This is a genomic window from Sphaerotilus hippei (assembly GCF_003201595.1).
GTDB lineage: Bacteria > Pseudomonadota > Gammaproteobacteria > Burkholderiales > Burkholderiaceae_C > Sphaerotilus > Sphaerotilus hippei.
Genome location: NZ_QJJS01000021.1, coordinates 63843 through 78255 on the forward strand (window position 1 = coordinate 63843; position 14413 = coordinate 78255).

A 14413-nucleotide genomic window follows, 5' to 3' on the forward strand; every position below is an offset into this window, starting at 1 on the left:
CCATCGGCCATCGCACACGAACGCCCTGCCCCACCATGAGCATCGCCCCCTACCTGAAGATCATCGGCCGCGGCAAGGAAGGCGCCCGCGCGCTGGACCGCGCCCAGGCGCTCGACCTGATGCAGCGCATCCTCGAGGGCCGGGTCAGCGACCTGGAGCTGGGCGGCTTCGCGCTGGCCATGCGCATCAAGGGCGAGTCGGCCCAGGAGCTGGACGCGTTCGTCGAGGCCACGATGCAGCACACGCTGGCGCTGGCCAGCGCCACGCCCGCGGTGCTGCTGCCGAGCTACAACGGCGCGCGCAAGCTGCCCAACCTGACGCCGCTGCTGGCGCTGCTGCTGGCGCGCCGCGGCGTGCCGGTGCTGGTGCACGGGCCGATCGCCGACCCCGGCCGCGTCACCAGCGCCGCGGTGTTCGACGCGCTGGGCCTGCCGCCGGTGGCCGATGCCGACGCGGTGCAGGCGCGCTGGGCCGCCGGCCAGCCGGCCTTCATCGCGCTGGAGGTGCTCAACCGCCCGCTGGCGCAGCTGCTGGCGGTGCGCCAGGTGCTGGGCCTGCGCAACCCCGGCCACACCGTCGCCAAGCTGCTGCCGGCGGTGCCTGGCGGGCTGCGGGTGGTCAACCACACGCACCCGGAGTACGCGCTGAGCCTGTCGCAGTACCTGCGCGACAGCTGCGCGGACGCGATGCTGATGCGCGGCACCGAAGGCGAGCCGGTGGCCGACTGCCGCCGCCAGCGCCAGTTCGACGTCTACCTCGGCGGCGAGCTGCGCACCGACCTGGGCGCCGAGCCGCAGGACGGCGTGCTGGCCACGCTGCCGGAGCTGCCCGAGGGGATCGACGCGGCCACGACCGCCGCCTACATCGAGGACCTGCTGGCCGGCCGCGCGCCGGTGCCCGCGCCGATCGAGCGCCAGGTCGACTGCCTGCTGGCCGCCCGGGAGCGCATGGCCGGCTGAGGCCGGGCGAGCGGCGGGGCCACCTGTGGCAAGCTGCGGCTCCTGCGTCGACTTCCACCACCACCCCGCACCATGGCTTCAGCAATCGACTTCTATTTCGACTTCTCCTCGCCCTACGGCTACTTCGCCAGCACCCGCATCGACGAGCTGGCGGCCAAGTACGGCCGCGACGTGGAATGGCACCCGATCCTGCTGGGCGTGGTGTTCAAGACCACCGGCTCGGCCCCGCTGCCGCAGATCCCGATGAAGGGCGAGTACTCGCGGCGCGACTTCGAGCGCAGCGCGCGTTTCCACGCCATCGACTACCAGGAGCCGACCGCCTTCCCGATCCCGACGCAGGCAGCCGCCCGCGCGATGCTGTGGGTGCAGAGCAAGGCGGGTGACGACCGGGCGATCGAGTTCGCCAAGGCGCTGTTCCGGGCCTACTTCGTCGAGAACCGCAACATCGGCGATCCGGAGGTGGTGGCCGCGGTGGGCACGGCGCTGGGCCTGGACGGCGCGGCGCTGTCGGCCGGCATGAACAGCACGGCGGTGAAGGACCAGCTGCGCGCGGAGACCGACCTGGCCATGGCCAAGGGCGTGTTCGGCTCGCCGTTCGTGATCGTCGATGGCGAGCCGTTCTGGGGCTTCGACCGCTTCGACCAGGTCGAGGCGCTGCTGCGCGACGGCCGGGTCTGAGGGGCCGGGGCTCAGCGCCGCGACAGCTGGCTCAGCAGCAGCCGCGCGGTCGACAGGTTGGTCGCGCACGGGATGTCGTGCACGTCGCAGGCGCGCACCAGCGCGTTGATGTCGGGCTCGTGCGGCTGCGGGGTCATCGGGTCGCGCAGGAAGATGATGGCGTCGAGCCCGCCCACGGCCAGCCGGGCGCCGATCTGCAGGTCACCGCCCAGCGGGCCGCTCAGCAGGCGCTCGACCTGCAGGCCATGGGCGTCGATCAGGCGCTGGCCGGTCGTGCCGGTGGCGCACAGCGTGCAGCCGCCCAGCCAGTCCCGGAACTCGCCGGCCAGCGTGACCATCTCGTCTTTCTTGCCATCGTGGGCGATCAACGCCAGGCGGATGCAGGTGTTCATGGACAGGCCTCGCGGTGTGGGGTGCGGCGCCAGTCGCCGCGCACCGGGATGCTAACGACGGCGGGTTTCAGCGCACCATCAATCGCGCTCAGCCCCACCAGCGCGCGGCCAGCGGCATCAGCACCGAGGCCAGCAGCGCCTGCAGGCTGAGCGCCAGGCCGGCGTAGGCGCCGGCGTCGGCATGCACCTGCATGGCCCGCGCCGCGCCGATGCCGTGGGCCGCGTTGCCCAGCGCGAAGCCGCGCACGCTCCAGTCGTGGATGCGCATCGCGTCGAGCACGTACTTGCCGATCAGCGCGCCGGCCACGCCGGTGATCAGCACGAAGGCCGCGGCCAGCGCCGGCACGCCGCCCATGCGCTCGGCGATGCCCATGGCCACCGGGGCGGTGACCGACTTGGGCGCCAGCGAGCGCAGCACCGCGGTGTCGAGCCCGAACAGCCAGCCGACCAGCACCGCGCTGAGCGCCGAGGCGGCCCCGCCCAGCGTGGCCGCCACGACCAGGTAGGCGCCACGGCGGCGCAGCTCGTGGCGACGCTGCCAGAGCGGCCAGCCCATCGCCACCACGGCCGGACCCAGCATCACGTGCACGAACTGCGCGCCGGCGAAGTAGGTGCGGTAGGGCGTGGCGGTCAGCGTCAGCACCGCGGCCAGGATCACGACCGAGCCGAGCACCGGATTGGCCCAGGGCGGCGAGCCCAGCCGCACGAACAGCGCATGGGCCGCCACATAGGCCACCAGCGTCGCGCTGAGCCCGAACAGCGGGCTCGAGGCCAGATAGACCCACAGCTGCACGACCTCAGACATCACGCGGCTCCGGGCCGTCACCCTGGGGCGGCCAGCGCCGCAGCAGCGTCTGCAGCACCCAGGCGGTGACCGCGATGCCCAGCGCGGTGGACAGCAGCAGCGTGAACACCAGCTGCAGCCCGTACTGCGCCAGCAGCGTGGTGTGCATGATGATGCCCGCGCCCACCGGCACGAACAGCAGCGACAGGTGCGACAGCAGCACCAGCGCCGCGGCCTCGACCGGCGCGCGCAGCGGCGCCCAGGACAGCGCGGCGAACAGCAGCACCAGGCCCAGCACCGGCCCCGGCACCAGCCAGCCGAAGGCATGGGTGAGCAGCTCACCGACCAGCTGCAGCACCAGCAGCAATGCAAATCCCCTCAGGGCCGCCATGGTTCACTCCCGGATCCGACCGGCCCGACGCGGGCGGCCCGGCTGCATTGTCGGCAAAAAGAAGGCCACCCGCAGGTGGCCCTCTCCGGTGCGCCGGCTCAGCCCCGGGTGGCTCAGCCGGTGATCAGGTCCTTGATCTGCGTGAGCGCGGCCGGATCCTCCATCGTCGTCAGGTCACCGGTCTCGCGGCCTTCGCAGACGGCCTGGATGGCACGGCGCAGCACCTTGCCCGAGCGGGTCTTGGGCAGCACGCTGACGAAGCGCACCCGGGCCGGGCGCGCGACGGCGCCGAGCTGCTCGTCGACCACCTTCATGATCTCGGCCTCGTGCTTCCTGGCGTCGGCCTCGGTGGCCACCTGGCTCGGGTCCTTCAGCACGGCGAACGCGACGGCGACCTGACCCTTGAGCGGGTCGGCCACGCCGACCACGGCCACCTCGGCCACATTGGGGTGGCTGGAGATGCTCTCCTCGATCTCGCGCGTGCCCAGGCGGTGGCCGGCGACGTTGATGACGTCGTCGGTGCGCCCGAGGATGAAGTAGTAGCCCTGCTCGTCGCGGATGCCCCAGTCGAAGGTGCTGTACATCGTCTTGCCGTGGATGCTGGACCAGTAGGTCTTGACGAAACGCTCGTCATCGCCCCAGATGGTCTGCAGGCAGCCCGGCGGCAGCGGGCCGTCGACGGCGATCACGCCCTTCCGGTTGGGCTCGGTGATCTCCTCGGCGGTGGTCTCGTCGATCAGCTTGACGTCGTAGCCGTAGACGGCCTGGCCGGGCGAGCCGAACTTGGTCGGCGCGGGCTCGACGCCGTTGCAGATGGCCATGATCGGCCAGCCGGTCTCGGTCTGCCAGTAGTTGTCGATGATCGGGCGGCCCAGCGCCTCGGCGATCCACTTGGCGGTGGGCTCGTCCAGCGGCTCGCCGGCCAGGAACAGCGCCTTCAGGGTCGACAGGTCGTATTTGGTCAGGAAGGCCGGATCCTGCTTCTTGAGCACGCGCACCGCGGTGGGGGCGCTGAACATGACCGAGACCTTGTATTTCTCGACCAGGCTCCACCAGATGCCGGCGTCCGGCCGCGTGGGCAGGCCCTCGTACATGATGGTGGCCATGCCGTTGATCAGCGGGCCGTAGATGATGTAGCTGTGACCCACCACCCAGCCGATGTCGGAGGTAGAGAAGTAGGTCTCGCCCGGCTTGCCCATGTAGATGTGCTTCATGGACGCGGCCAGGGCCACGGTGTAGCCGGCGGTGTCACGCTGCACGCCCTTGGGCTTGCCGGTCGTGCCGCTGGTGTAGAGGATGTAGGACGGGTGGGTGGACTCGACCCACTCGCAGGGCACGACGGTGTCGAGCTCCCGGGTGCGCAGCGTCGCGTAATCGACGTCGCGGCCTTCGGTCCTCGGCCAGGCCGACAGGCCGCGGTCGACCATCAGCACCGCGGCGGGCTGGTGCGCGGCCAGCCCGATGGCGTCGTCGAGCAGGTGCTTGTAGGGCACGACCTTGCCCCCGCGCATGCCGGCGTCGGCGCTGATGACGACCTTGGGCGTGGCGTCGTCGATGCGGCTGGCCAGCGAGTGGCTGGCGAAGCCGCCGAACACCACCGAGTGGATGGCCCCGATGCGCACGCAGGCCAGCATCGCGAAGCAGGCCTCGGCGATCATCGGCATGTAGATCAGCACCCGGTCACCCTTGGCCACGCCCAGGCTCTTCAGGATGGCGGCCATGCGCTGCACCTCGGCATGCAGCTCGCGGAAGCTGTAGGTCTTCTCGGTGTCGGTCTCGGTCGAGACGAAGATCAGCGCGTTCTGGTCGGCCCGGTCCTTGAGGTGGCGGTCGACGGCGTTGTGGCAGAGGTTGGTCAGGCCGCCGGCGAACCACTTGGCGAACGGCGGGTTGCTGTAGTCGCAGACCTGGTCGTAGGGCTGGTGCCAGTCGATCAGCCGGGCCTGCTCGCCCCAGAACCCCTCGCGGTCTTCGATGGAGCGGCGGTGGAATTCGGCGTAGTTGCTCATGGTCTGTCTCCTGCTCGGCGGGTGCTCTGATGAATTCTTAATTCAAAATCATGCGCCTGACGAGTCGCTGTCAAAGGGCGGTTTACCCCCGAAAAGACTTGCGCCAGCGCATCGCCGCCACGAATCAGGCGATGAAAGGCCGCGGGCTCACGTCGATCTCAGCCGAGGGCGGCGATGACCTCGGGCGGCGCCTGCACCAGCTCGATCAGCACGCCCTCGCCCCCCACCGGGAACTGCTCGTTGCCCTTGGGGTGGATGAAGGTGATGTCGTGGCCCGCGGCCCCCGGGCGGATGCCGCCCGGCGCGAAGCGCACGCCGTTGGCCGTCATCCACTCGACCGCCCGCGGCAGGTCGTCGACCCACAGGCCGACGTGGTTGAGCGGCGTGGCGTGCACCGCCGGCTTCCTGTCCGGATCCAGCGGCTGCATCAGGTCGACCTCGACCGCGCTCGGGCCGCTGCCCAGCGCGCAGATGTCCTCGTCGACGTTCTCGCGCTCGCTGACGAAGGTGCTCTTGACCGTCAGGCCCAGCATGTCCACCCACAGGCTTTTCAGCCGGTCTTTGGACGGCCCGCCGATGGCGATCTGCTGGATGCCCAGGATGCGAAATGGCTTGCTCATCTCATGTTCTCTCGCTGTGAAGCCCGGGGTCATTCGAACGCGATGATGGCCTGATCGACGCTGAGGCTTTCGCCCTTGTGCGCGCGGATCTCCTTGACGACGCAGTCCTGCGCAGCCACGAGGATGTTCTCCATCTTCATCGCCTCGATGACCGCCAGCTTCTCGCCGGCCAGCACCTTCTGGCCCACGCTCACCGGCACGTCGGCCAGCAGGCCGGGCATCGGCGAGAGCAGGAACTTGCTCAGGTCGGGCGGGGCCTTGTAGGGCATCAGCTTCATCAGCTCGGCCGCACGCGGCAGCAGCACCAGCGCATCGATGGCCGTGCCGTTGTGGGCCACGCGCATGGCCAGCGGCTGCCGGGCCGAGGCCCGTTCGATCTGGGCACTGAAGGGCTGGCCGTTGCAGGTGCCCACCATCAGCAGCTCACCCAGCTTGGTGTGGCTCTGGATCGCGAAGGTCTTGCCGCCGACGCTGACGTCGGCCGTGCCGGTCACGGGGTCGAACTCCCCCAGCACCACGTCGTGATGCACATGGCGGCCTTCGGCGCCCAGCTGCACCACCACCAGTTCATTCCTGTGCGCGACCTCATGGCCGGGCAGCTGGCCGCTGATGCCCGCGGCCCGCTCGCGGGCCTTGCGGCGCACGAAAGCGGCCAGCGCCACCAGGAACAGCGGCTCGTCGTGCGGCACGTCCTCGGCGCGGAAGCCCTGGCCGTAGTGCTCGGCGATGAAGCCGGTGTTGAACTCGCCGGTGACGAACTTCGGATGCGCCAGCAGCGCGGCCTGGAAGGGGATGTTGCTGCTGATGCCGCGGATCACGAAGCCGTTGAGCGCGGCGCGCATCTTGGCGATGGCGTCGTTGCGGTCGGTGCCGTGCACGATGAGCTTGGCGATCATCGAGTCGTAGAACATCGGGATCTCGCCGCCTTCGTAGACGCCGGTGTCCACGCGCACGCCGCCGAAGCGGCCGTCGGCATAGGCCGCGCCCTGCAGCGTTTCGGTGCCCTGCTCCAGGTCGGCGGCCGGCGGTGCGTAGCGCACCAGGCGGCCGGTCGAGGGCAGGAAGTTGCGGAACGGGTCTTCCGCGTTGATGCGGCACTCGATCGCCCAGCCGACCTTCTTCACGTCGGCCTGGGTGAAGCTCAGCGCCTCGCCCGCGGCCACGCGGATCATCTGCTCGACCAGGTCCAGGCCGGTGATGCACTCGGTCACCGGGTGCTCGACCTGCAGGCGGGTGTTCATCTCGAGGAAGTAGAAGTCCTGGTCCTTGCCGACCACGAACTCGACCGTGCCGGCCGACTGGTACTTCACCGCCTTGGCCAGCGCCACGGCCTGCTCGCCCATCGCGCGGCGGGTGGCGTCGCTGATGAAGGGGCTCGGCGCCTCCTCGATCACCTTCTGGTGGCGGCGCTGGATCGAGCATTCACGCTCGTTGAGGTAGAGCACGTTGCCGTGGCTGTCGCCCAGGATCTGGATCTCGATGTGGCGCGGCTCGAGCACGTACTTCTCGATGAACACGCGGTCATCGCCGAAGCTGTTGCGCGCCTCGTTGCGGCACGAGGAGAAGCCCTCGAAGGCCTCCTTGTCGTTGAAGGCCACGCGCAGGCCCTTGCCGCCGCCGCCGGCCGAGGCCTTGATCATCACCGGGTAGCCGATGCCCTTGGCGATCTCGACGGCCTGTTCCGGCGTGTCGATGGCGTCGTTGTAGCCCGGGATGGTGTTGACGCGGGCCTCGTTGGCCAGCTTCTTCGAGGCGATCTTGTCGCCCATGGCCGCGATGCTGAAGTGGCGCGGGCCGATGAAGGCGATGCCCTCGTCCTCGCAGCGCTTGGCGAAGGCCTCGTTCTCGGACAGGAAGCCGTAACCCGGATGCACGGCCTCGGCGCCGGTGGCCTTGCAGGCGGCGATGATCTTGTCGGCCACGAGGTAGGACTCGCGCGAAGGCGCCGGGCCCAGCAGCACGGCCTCATCGGCCAGCTCGACGTGGCGGGCGTCCTTGTCGGCCTCGGAATAGACGGCAACCGTCTTGATGCCCATCTTCTGGGCGGTCTTGATGACGCGGCAGGCGATCTCGCCGCGGTTGGCAATCAGGATCTTCTTAAACATGACGAGCTCCACTTCGGGGATCGGTTGGCATGGGCCATGGGCGTAGGTCAAGGAGGAGGCCGCAGGCCGGGGGACACGGAGCCCATGGCCCATGCCAGCCGATCCCGCGCAAGCCACCTACGCGATCACAGCGGAATGTTGCCGTGCTTGCGCCAGGGGTTGTCGAGCTTCTTGTCCTTGAGCATCACCAGCGAGCGGCAGATGCGCTTGCGGGTTTCATGAGGCTGGATGACGTCATCCACATAGCCGCGCGCGCTCGCCACGAAGGGGTTGGCGAAGCGGGCCTTGTACTCGGCTTCCTTGGCGGCCAGCTTGGCCGGGTCACCCTTGTCCTCGCGGAAGATGATCTCCACCGCACCCTTGGCGCCCATCACCGCGATCTCGGCATTCGGCCAGGCGAAGTTGACGTCGCCGCGCAGGTGCTTGGAGCTCATCACGTCATACGCGCCGCCGTAGGCCTTGCGGGTGATCACCGTCACCTTCGGCACGGTGCATTCGGCGTAGGCGTAGAGCAGCTTGGCGCCGTGCTTGATGATGCCGCCGTACTCCTGGCTGGTGCCGGGCATGAAGCCGGGCACGTCGACGAAGGTGATCACCGGGATGTTGAAGGCATCGCAGAAGCGCACGAAGCGGGCGGCCTTGATGCTGCTCTTGATGTCCAGGCAGCCGGCCAGCACCAGCGGGTTGTTGGCGACGATGCCCACCGTGCGGCCTTCCATGCGCGCCATGCCGATGACGATGTTGGCGGCGTAGTCGGGCTGCAGCTCGAAGAAATCGCCGTCGTCCACCACCTTGACGATCAATTCCTTGATGTCATAGGGCTTGTTGGGGTTCTCGGGCACCAGCGTGTCGAGCGACAGGTCGATGCGGTTGGCCGCGTCGCCGCTCGGGCGCACGGGCGGCTTTTCCTTGTTGTTGAGCGGCAGGTAGTTGAAGAAGCGGCGCAGCATCAGCAGCGCTTCCACATCGTTCTCGAAAGCCAGATCGGCCACGCCGCTCTTGGTGGTGTGGGTGCTGGCGCCGCCCAGTTCCTCGGCGGTGACTTCCTCGTGCGTCACGGTCTTCACCACTTCGGGGCCGGTGACGAACATGTACGAGCTGTCCTTCACCATGAAGATGAAGTCGGTCATCGAGGGCGAGTACACCGCGCCGCCGGCGCAGGGGCCCATGATCATGCTGATCTGCGGGATCACGCCCGAGGCCATCACGTTGCGCTGGAACACCTCGGCGTAGCCGCCGAGCGAGGCCACGCCTTCTTGAATGCGCGCGCCACCCGAATCGTTGAGGCCGATCACCGGCGCGCCGACCTTCATGGCCTGGTCCATCACCTTGCAGATCTTCTCGGCATGGGCCTCGGACAGGGCGCCGCCGAAGACGGTGAAGTCCTGGCTGAAGGCAAAGGCCAGGCGGCCGTTGATCATGCCGTAGCCGGTGACCACGCCGTCGCCGGGGATCTTCTGGTCCTGCATGCCGAAGTCGGCGCAGCGGTGCTCGACGAACATGTCCCATTCTTCGAAGGTGCCTTCGTCGAACAGCAGTTCCAGTCGTTCGCGGGCGGTCAGCTTGCCCTTGCTGTGCTGCGCGGCGATGCGCTTCTCGCCACCGCCCAGACGCGCCGCGGCGCGCTTCTTCTCGAGCTGTTCAATGATGTCGTGCATGGAATCTCCGTTCTTCGGGAGTCAGACTGAAAGAGGCGGGCGGCCACCGGACTCGCCGGTGAACAGGCCCAGGAGCTGGCGGGAAGCGGTGGAGGCGGCCACCTGGCCGGATTCGACGGCGCCGGTCAGCGCCGGCAGGGCGGACCTCACCGCCGGGTGGTGGGAAAAGCGCTGGCGCAGCCCGGCGTGGATGGCGTCCCACATCCAGGCCAGCGCCTGCTGGCGGCGCCGGGCCGCCCACTGGCCGTTGGCGGTCTGGATCTCGCGGTAGCGCATGACCCGCTGCCAGAACTCGTCCAGGCCCGAACCCTTCAGCGCGCTGAGCTGCATGACCTGCGGATGCCAGAGCGGCTGGTCGTGCGACGCAGGGTCGGGATGGCCATGCAGGCCGAACAGGCGCAGCGACGAGGCGATCTGGGCCTGCGCCCGCGTGGCGGCGTGGGGGTCGAGGTCGGCCTTGTTGATCACCACCAGGTCGGCCAGCTCCATCACGCCCTTCTTGATGGCCTGCAGGTCGTCGCCGGCGTTGGGCAACTGCAGCAGCGTGTACATGTCGGTCATGCTGGAGACCGCCGTCTCGCTCTGGCCCACGCCCACCGTCTCGACGATGACGACGTCGTAGCCGGCGGCCTCGCACACCAGCATGGCCTCGCGCGTCTTCTCGGCCACGCCGCCGAGCGTGCCGCTCGACGGACTGGGGCGGATGTAGGCCTGCGGGTGCATGGACAGGCGCTCCATGCGGGTCTTGTCACCGAGGATGGAGCCGCCCGAGACGGTCGACGACGGGTCGATCGCCAGCACCGCCACCTGATGGCCGCGGGCGATCAGGTCCAGCCCGAGCGCCTCGATGAAGGTCGACTTGCCCACGCCCGGCACGCCCGAGATGCCCAGGCGGAAGCTGCGACCGGTGTGCGGCAGCAGCGTGGTCAGCAGCTGGTCGGCCCGCTCGCGGTGGTCGGGTCGGGTCGATTCGAGCAGCGTGATGCTCTTGGCGACGGCCCGGCGACGGGGCGCCGCATCACCCTGCAGCACGGCAGCGGCCAAGGCTGCCAGGGCCGGGTCCTCGCGGACCGGCCTTGGGGTACCTGGTGCGTTCATCAGGACTCCTGGCGTGGGGAGCGATTCTGCGCGGGACGCAGGTAGTGCACGTCCCAGTCGTTCTCGTCGATGCGGCGGAAGCCGTGGCGTTCGTAGAAGCGGTTGGCGTCGCTGCGCTTGAGCGCCGTCAGCGCCACCGCCACGCCTTCGGCGTCGGCTTCGCCGAGGATGCGGCCGAGCGCCCAGCCACCGATGCCCTGCGCGGCGCAGGCCGGGTCGACATAGAGGTGGTCGAGCCGCCACATCGACTCGCCGCGCGTGACGGCCATGAAGCCGACACGCTGGCCGTCGAGCAGGATGTGGCGGGTGTTGGCCGGGGAGAAGCTGCGGCCCAGGCGCTCGCGCACCCGTGCCGGATCGAAGCGCCCGAGGCGCTCCAGGCCTTCGCGCATCGCCGCGATGCGCAGGGCCAGCAGGGCCTCGAAATCGCCGTCATCGGCCGGCTCGAGCCCGAGCTGCTGCACGTTCACCTGAGGAGCTTTCATCGGCCGGGTCTCAGGCGGTGGTGGCGAGGTTCGACTTGATCTGCTCCAGTACATCCTTGGCCGACGCCGGTATCGGCGTGCCGGGTCCGTAGATGCCCTTCACGCCCGAGTCATAGAGGAAGCCGTAATCCTGTTGCGGGATGACCCCGCCGACGAACACGATGATGTCGTCGGCACCCTGCTTCTTCAGCTCGGCAATGATCGCCGGGACCAGGGTCTTGTGTCCAGCGGCCAGTGTCGAAACACCGACGGCATGCACATCGTTCTCGATGGCCTGGCGGGCGCACTCCTCGGGCGTCTGGAACAGCGGGCCCATGTCGACGTCGAAGCCGAGGTCGGCATAGGCGGTGGCCACCACCTTGGCGCCGCGGTCGTGGCCGTCCTGGCCGAGCTTGGCGATCATCACGCGCGGGCGGCGGCCCTGCTCGTTGGCGAAGGCAGCGATCTCGCCTTGCAGCTTCTCCCAGCCTTCGGCCGAGTCGTAGGCCGCGGCGTAGACACCGGTCACCTTCTGGATGTCGGCGCGGTGGCGGCCGTAGACCGCCTCGAGCGCATCGCTGATCTCGCCGACCGTGGCGCGCAGGCGCGTGGCCTGGATCGCGAGGTCGAGCAGGTTGCCGGTGCCCGCACGGGCGGCCTCGGTCAGCGCCGTCAGCGCGGCCTGGACCGCGGCGGCATCCCGGGTGGCGCGGATCTGCTGCAGCCGGCTGATCTGCGACTCGCGCACCTTGACGTTGTCCACGTCCAGGATCTCGATCGCATCCTCCTTGGCCAGCTTGTACTTGTTGACGCCGACGATGACGTCCTTGCCCGAGTCGATGCAGGCCTGCTTCTCGGCGGCGCTGGCCTCGATCTTCAGCTTGGCCCAGCCCGAGTCGACAGCCTTGATCATGCCGCCCATGGCCTCGACCTCCTCGATGATGGCCCAGGCCTTGTCGGCCATCTCCTGGGTCAGCGACTCCATCATGTAGGAGCCGGCCCACGGGTCCACCACGCTGGTGATGTGGGTCTCTTCCTGGATGATGAGCTGCGTGTTGCGGGCGATGCGCGACGAGAACGCGGTCGGCAGCGCGATGGCTTCGTCGAGCGCATTGGTGTGCAGCGACTGCGTGCCGCCGAACACCGCGGCCATCGCCTCGACCGTCGTGCGCACGATGTTGTTGTACGGATCCTGTTCGGTCAGCGACCAGCCCGAGGTCTGGCAGTGCGTGCGCAGCATCAGGCTCTTCGGGTTCTTGGCGTCGAAGCCCTTCATGATCCGGCACCACAGCAGGCGCGCGGCGCGCATCTTGGCGATCTCCAGATAGAAGTTCATGCCGATCGCCCAGAAGAACGACAGGCGGCCGGCGAAGGCGTCCACGTCCATGCCCTTGGCGATGGCGGTCTTGACGTATTCCTTGCCATCGGCCAGCGTGAAGGCCAGCTCCAGCGCCTGGTTGGCGCCGGCTTCCTGCATGTGATAGCCCGAGATCGAGATCGAGTTGAACTTGGGCATCTTCTGCGCCGTGTACTCGATGATGTCGCCGATGATCTTCATCGACGGCTCGGGCGGGTAGATGTAGGTGTTGCGGACCATGAACTCCTTGAGGATGTCGTTCTGGATGGTCCCCGACAGCTGGTCCTGCGACACGCCCTGCTCTTCGGCCGCGACGACGTAGCCCGCCAGCACCGGCAGCACCGCGCCGTTCATCGTCATCGAGACCGACACCTTGTCGAGCGGGATCTCGTTGAACAGGATCTTCATGTCCTCGACGGAGTCGATGGCCACGCCGGCCTTGCCGACGTCACCCGTCACGCGCGGATGGTCGCTGTCGTAGCCGCGGTGCGTGGCCAGGTCGAAGGCCACCGACACGCCCTGCCCGCCAGCGGCCAGCGCACGGCGGTAGAAGGCGTTCGATTCTTCGGCGGTCGAGAAGCCCGCGTACTGGCGGATGGTCCAGGGCCGCACCGCGTACATCGTGGCCTGCGGGCCGCGCACGAAGGGCTCGAAACCAGGCAGCGTGTCGGCGTAGGGCAGCGAGGCGGTGTCGGCCGCGGTGTAGAGCGGCTTGACCTCGATGCCTTCGGGCGTGACCCAGTTCAGGGCATCGACACGACCGCCAGGCGCCGACCTGGCGGCTGCGGCGGCCCACTGTTCGAGGGTAGCGGTCTTGAATTGCGGCACAGACGACATCAGAGGCTCCGGCGCTTCGTGCCGTCCAGTGACGGCGAGCGCATCTCAGGGTTCAGGACAGACGGACCACGGACCGCTCCGCAGAGCGGGGCCCGAGCAGGATCAGGAGGCACCGGCCCACCCGGGCCGTCACCGTGGACGATGGATCACAGGGGCGTTCCATCATGATACATGATGCATAATTATGAATTCAAGCCGTCGTTGCAGTTCATCCAGACATGATCTTGGCCCCACACTCTGACACCGCCCTTGCCCCGCGCGCCCTGTACCAGGAGGTGGCCGAACGCCTGCGTCAGCAGATCTTCGACCGGGAGCTCGAGCCCGGCAGCTGGATCGACGAGCAGAAGCTCGCCGCCGAATACGGCATCAGCCGCACGCCGCTGCGCGAGGCGCTGAAGGTGCTGGCCGTCGAAGGCCTGGTCACGATGAAGGTGCGCCGCGGCGCCTATGTCACCGAGATGTCGAGCCAGGACGTGCGCCAGGTCTACCACCTGCTGGCGCTGCTCGAGTCCGATGCCGCCGGCGAGGTCGCGCGCCACGCCAGCGACCAGGACATCACCCGGCTGCGCGAGCTGCACGAGCGCCTGGAGCACGAGGTGCGCCAGCGCGAGTTCTTCTTCGCCACCAACGAGGCCTTCCACATGCAGCTGCTGGTGCTGGGCGGCAACCGCTGGTGCCAGCAGATCGTCGGCGATCTGCGCAAGGTGATGAAGCTCAACCGCCACCACTCGCTGTTCCGGCAAGGCCGCATCGAGGAGTCGCTGGCCGAGCACCGCGCGCTGATGAACGCCATCGCGGCTCGCCAGGCCGACGAGGCGGTGCGCCTGATGCAGCAGCACTTCGCCAACGGTCTGGCCGCCGCCGCGCCGGACTGAAGCACCCACCCGCTCAGTTCTCGGTCAGCTTGGGAGCGCACAGTTCCCGGCGCCACCCCCCAGTTCACCACCTCAAGAGGAGCCCACCCTGTGAAAATCCACGAGTACCAAGGCAAGGAAATCCTGCGCCAGTTCGAAGTTCCGGTGCCGCGCGGCATCGCTGCATTCACGGTGCAGGAGGCGGTG

At 68.7% G+C, this 14413-nt stretch carries 13 protein-coding genes; 3 read left to right on the plus strand and 10 right to left on the minus strand.

The window, feature by feature from the left end; all coding sequences use genetic code 11:
- The first annotated feature begins 35 nt into the window (after positions 1-35).
- Entirely contained in the window at positions 36-959 is a 924-nt protein-coding gene (gene ybiB / locus C7444_RS17720) for a DNA-binding protein YbiB (protein ID WP_110402188.1), read from the plus strand.
- Between the two features lie 72 nt (positions 960-1031).
- Positions 1032-1637: a 2-hydroxychromene-2-carboxylate isomerase gene (locus tag C7444_RS17725; protein ID WP_110402189.1), complete on the plus strand. Its 606-nt coding sequence runs from the start codon at positions 1032-1034 to the stop codon at positions 1635-1637.
- 11 nt (positions 1638-1648) lie between these two features.
- On the opposite strand, the gene C7444_RS17730 is transcribed toward C7444_RS17725, so the two are convergent.
- From C7444_RS17730 to scpA, 10 genes are all read right to left on the minus strand, one after another.
- Entirely contained in the window at positions 1649-2029 is a 381-nt protein-coding gene (locus C7444_RS17730) for a methylglyoxal synthase (RefSeq protein WP_110402190.1), read from the minus strand.
- Positions 2030-2117: 88 nt separating this feature from the next.
- Positions 2118-2834: an LrgB family protein gene (locus tag C7444_RS17735; protein ID WP_110402191.1), complete on the minus strand. Its 717-nt coding sequence runs from the start codon at positions 2832-2834 to the stop codon at positions 2118-2120.
- The gene (locus C7444_RS17740) at positions 2827-3204 is read right to left on the minus strand and encodes a CidA/LrgA family protein (RefSeq protein WP_110402192.1); all 378 of its coding nucleotides are present in this window, start codon (positions 3202-3204) and stop codon (positions 2827-2829) included. The genes C7444_RS17735 and C7444_RS17740 overlap by 8 nt, the downstream gene beginning before the upstream one ends.
- Positions 3205-3317: 113 nt before the next feature.
- Positions 3318-5213: a propionate--CoA ligase gene (locus tag C7444_RS17745; RefSeq protein WP_110402193.1), complete on the minus strand. Its 1896-nt coding sequence runs from the start codon at positions 5211-5213 to the stop codon at positions 3318-3320.
- Positions 5214-5371: 158 nt separating this feature from the next.
- Positions 5372-5833 (minus strand): VOC family protein, encoded by a 462-nt coding sequence (locus C7444_RS17750; protein ID WP_110402194.1) that lies wholly within the window; start codon positions 5831-5833, stop codon positions 5372-5374.
- A gap of 29 nt (positions 5834-5862) precedes the next feature.
- Positions 5863-7938, minus strand: coding sequence for an acetyl-CoA carboxylase biotin carboxylase subunit (locus C7444_RS17755; RefSeq protein ID WP_110402203.1), 2076 nt, complete (start codon positions 7936-7938; stop codon positions 5863-5865).
- Positions 7939-8063: 125 nt separating this feature from the next.
- On the minus strand, positions 8064-9596 hold the full coding sequence (locus C7444_RS17760; RefSeq protein ID WP_110402195.1) for an acyl-CoA carboxylase subunit beta: 1533 nt from the start codon (positions 9594-9596) through the stop codon (positions 8064-8066).
- A gap of 21 nt (positions 9597-9617) precedes the next feature.
- Positions 9618-10694: a methylmalonyl Co-A mutase-associated GTPase MeaB gene (gene meaB, locus C7444_RS17765; protein ID WP_110402196.1), complete on the minus strand. Its 1077-nt coding sequence runs from the start codon at positions 10692-10694 to the stop codon at positions 9618-9620.
- Positions 10694-11179, minus strand: a complete 486-nt coding sequence (locus tag C7444_RS17770) for a GNAT family N-acetyltransferase (RefSeq protein ID WP_110402197.1) — start codon at positions 11177-11179, stop codon at positions 10694-10696. Before C7444_RS17770 ends, meaB begins: the two co-directional genes overlap by 1 nt.
- A 10-nt stretch (positions 11180-11189) precedes the next feature.
- Positions 11190-13352: a methylmalonyl-CoA mutase gene (gene scpA, locus C7444_RS17775; protein WP_110402198.1), complete on the minus strand. Its 2163-nt coding sequence runs from the start codon at positions 13350-13352 to the stop codon at positions 11190-11192.
- A 218-nt stretch (positions 13353-13570) separates the two neighbouring features.
- Here scpA and C7444_RS17780 point away from each other — a divergent pair, with 218 nt between their 5' ends.
- A complete protein-coding gene (locus C7444_RS17780; protein WP_110402199.1) occupies positions 13571-14227 on the plus strand; it encodes a GntR family transcriptional regulator in 657 nt (218 codons plus the stop codon).
- The last annotated feature ends 186 nt before the right edge of the window (positions 14228-14413 follow it).

Bases quoted from the DNA above. Each gene is read 5' to 3' on its own strand.
- C7444_RS17750 (WP_110402194.1), bottom strand. From the start codon at position 5,833: ATGAGCAAGCCATTTCGCATCCTGGGCATCCAGCAGATCGCCATCGGC.
- ybiB (WP_110402188.1), top strand. From the start codon at position 36: ATGAGCATCGCCCCCTACCTGAAGATCATCGGCCGCGGCAAGGAAGGC.
- C7444_RS17735 (WP_110402191.1), bottom strand. From the start codon at position 2,834: ATGTCTGAGGTCGTGCAGCTGTGGGTCTATCTGGCCTCGAGCCCGCTG.
- C7444_RS17770 (WP_110402197.1), bottom strand. From the start codon at position 11,179: ATGAAAGCTCCTCAGGTGAACGTGCAGCAGCTCGGGCTCGAGCCGGCC.
- scpA (WP_110402198.1), bottom strand. From the start codon at position 13,352: ATGTCGTCTGTGCCGCAATTCAAGACCGCTACCCTCGAACAGTGGGCC.
- C7444_RS17780 (WP_110402199.1), top strand. From the start codon at position 13,571: ATGATCTTGGCCCCACACTCTGACACCGCCCTTGCCCCGCGCGCCCTG.
- C7444_RS17760 (WP_110402195.1), bottom strand. From the start codon at position 9,596: ATGCACGACATCATTGAACAGCTCGAGAAGAAGCGCGCCGCGGCGCGT.
- C7444_RS17740 (WP_110402192.1), bottom strand. From the start codon at position 3,204: ATGGCGGCCCTGAGGGGATTTGCATTGCTGCTGGTGCTGCAGCTGGTC.
- C7444_RS17730 (WP_110402190.1), bottom strand. From the start codon at position 2,029: ATGAACACCTGCATCCGCCTGGCGTTGATCGCCCACGATGGCAAGAAA.
- C7444_RS17725 (WP_110402189.1), top strand. From the start codon at position 1,032: ATGGCTTCAGCAATCGACTTCTATTTCGACTTCTCCTCGCCCTACGGC.
- meaB (WP_110402196.1), bottom strand. From the start codon at position 10,694: ATGAACGCACCAGGTACCCCAAGGCCGGTCCGCGAGGACCCGGCCCTG.
- C7444_RS17745 (WP_110402193.1), bottom strand. From the start codon at position 5,213: ATGAGCAACTACGCCGAATTCCACCGCCGCTCCATCGAAGACCGCGAG.
- C7444_RS17755 (WP_110402203.1), bottom strand. From the start codon at position 7,938: ATGTTTAAGAAGATCCTGATTGCCAACCGCGGCGAGATCGCCTGCCGC.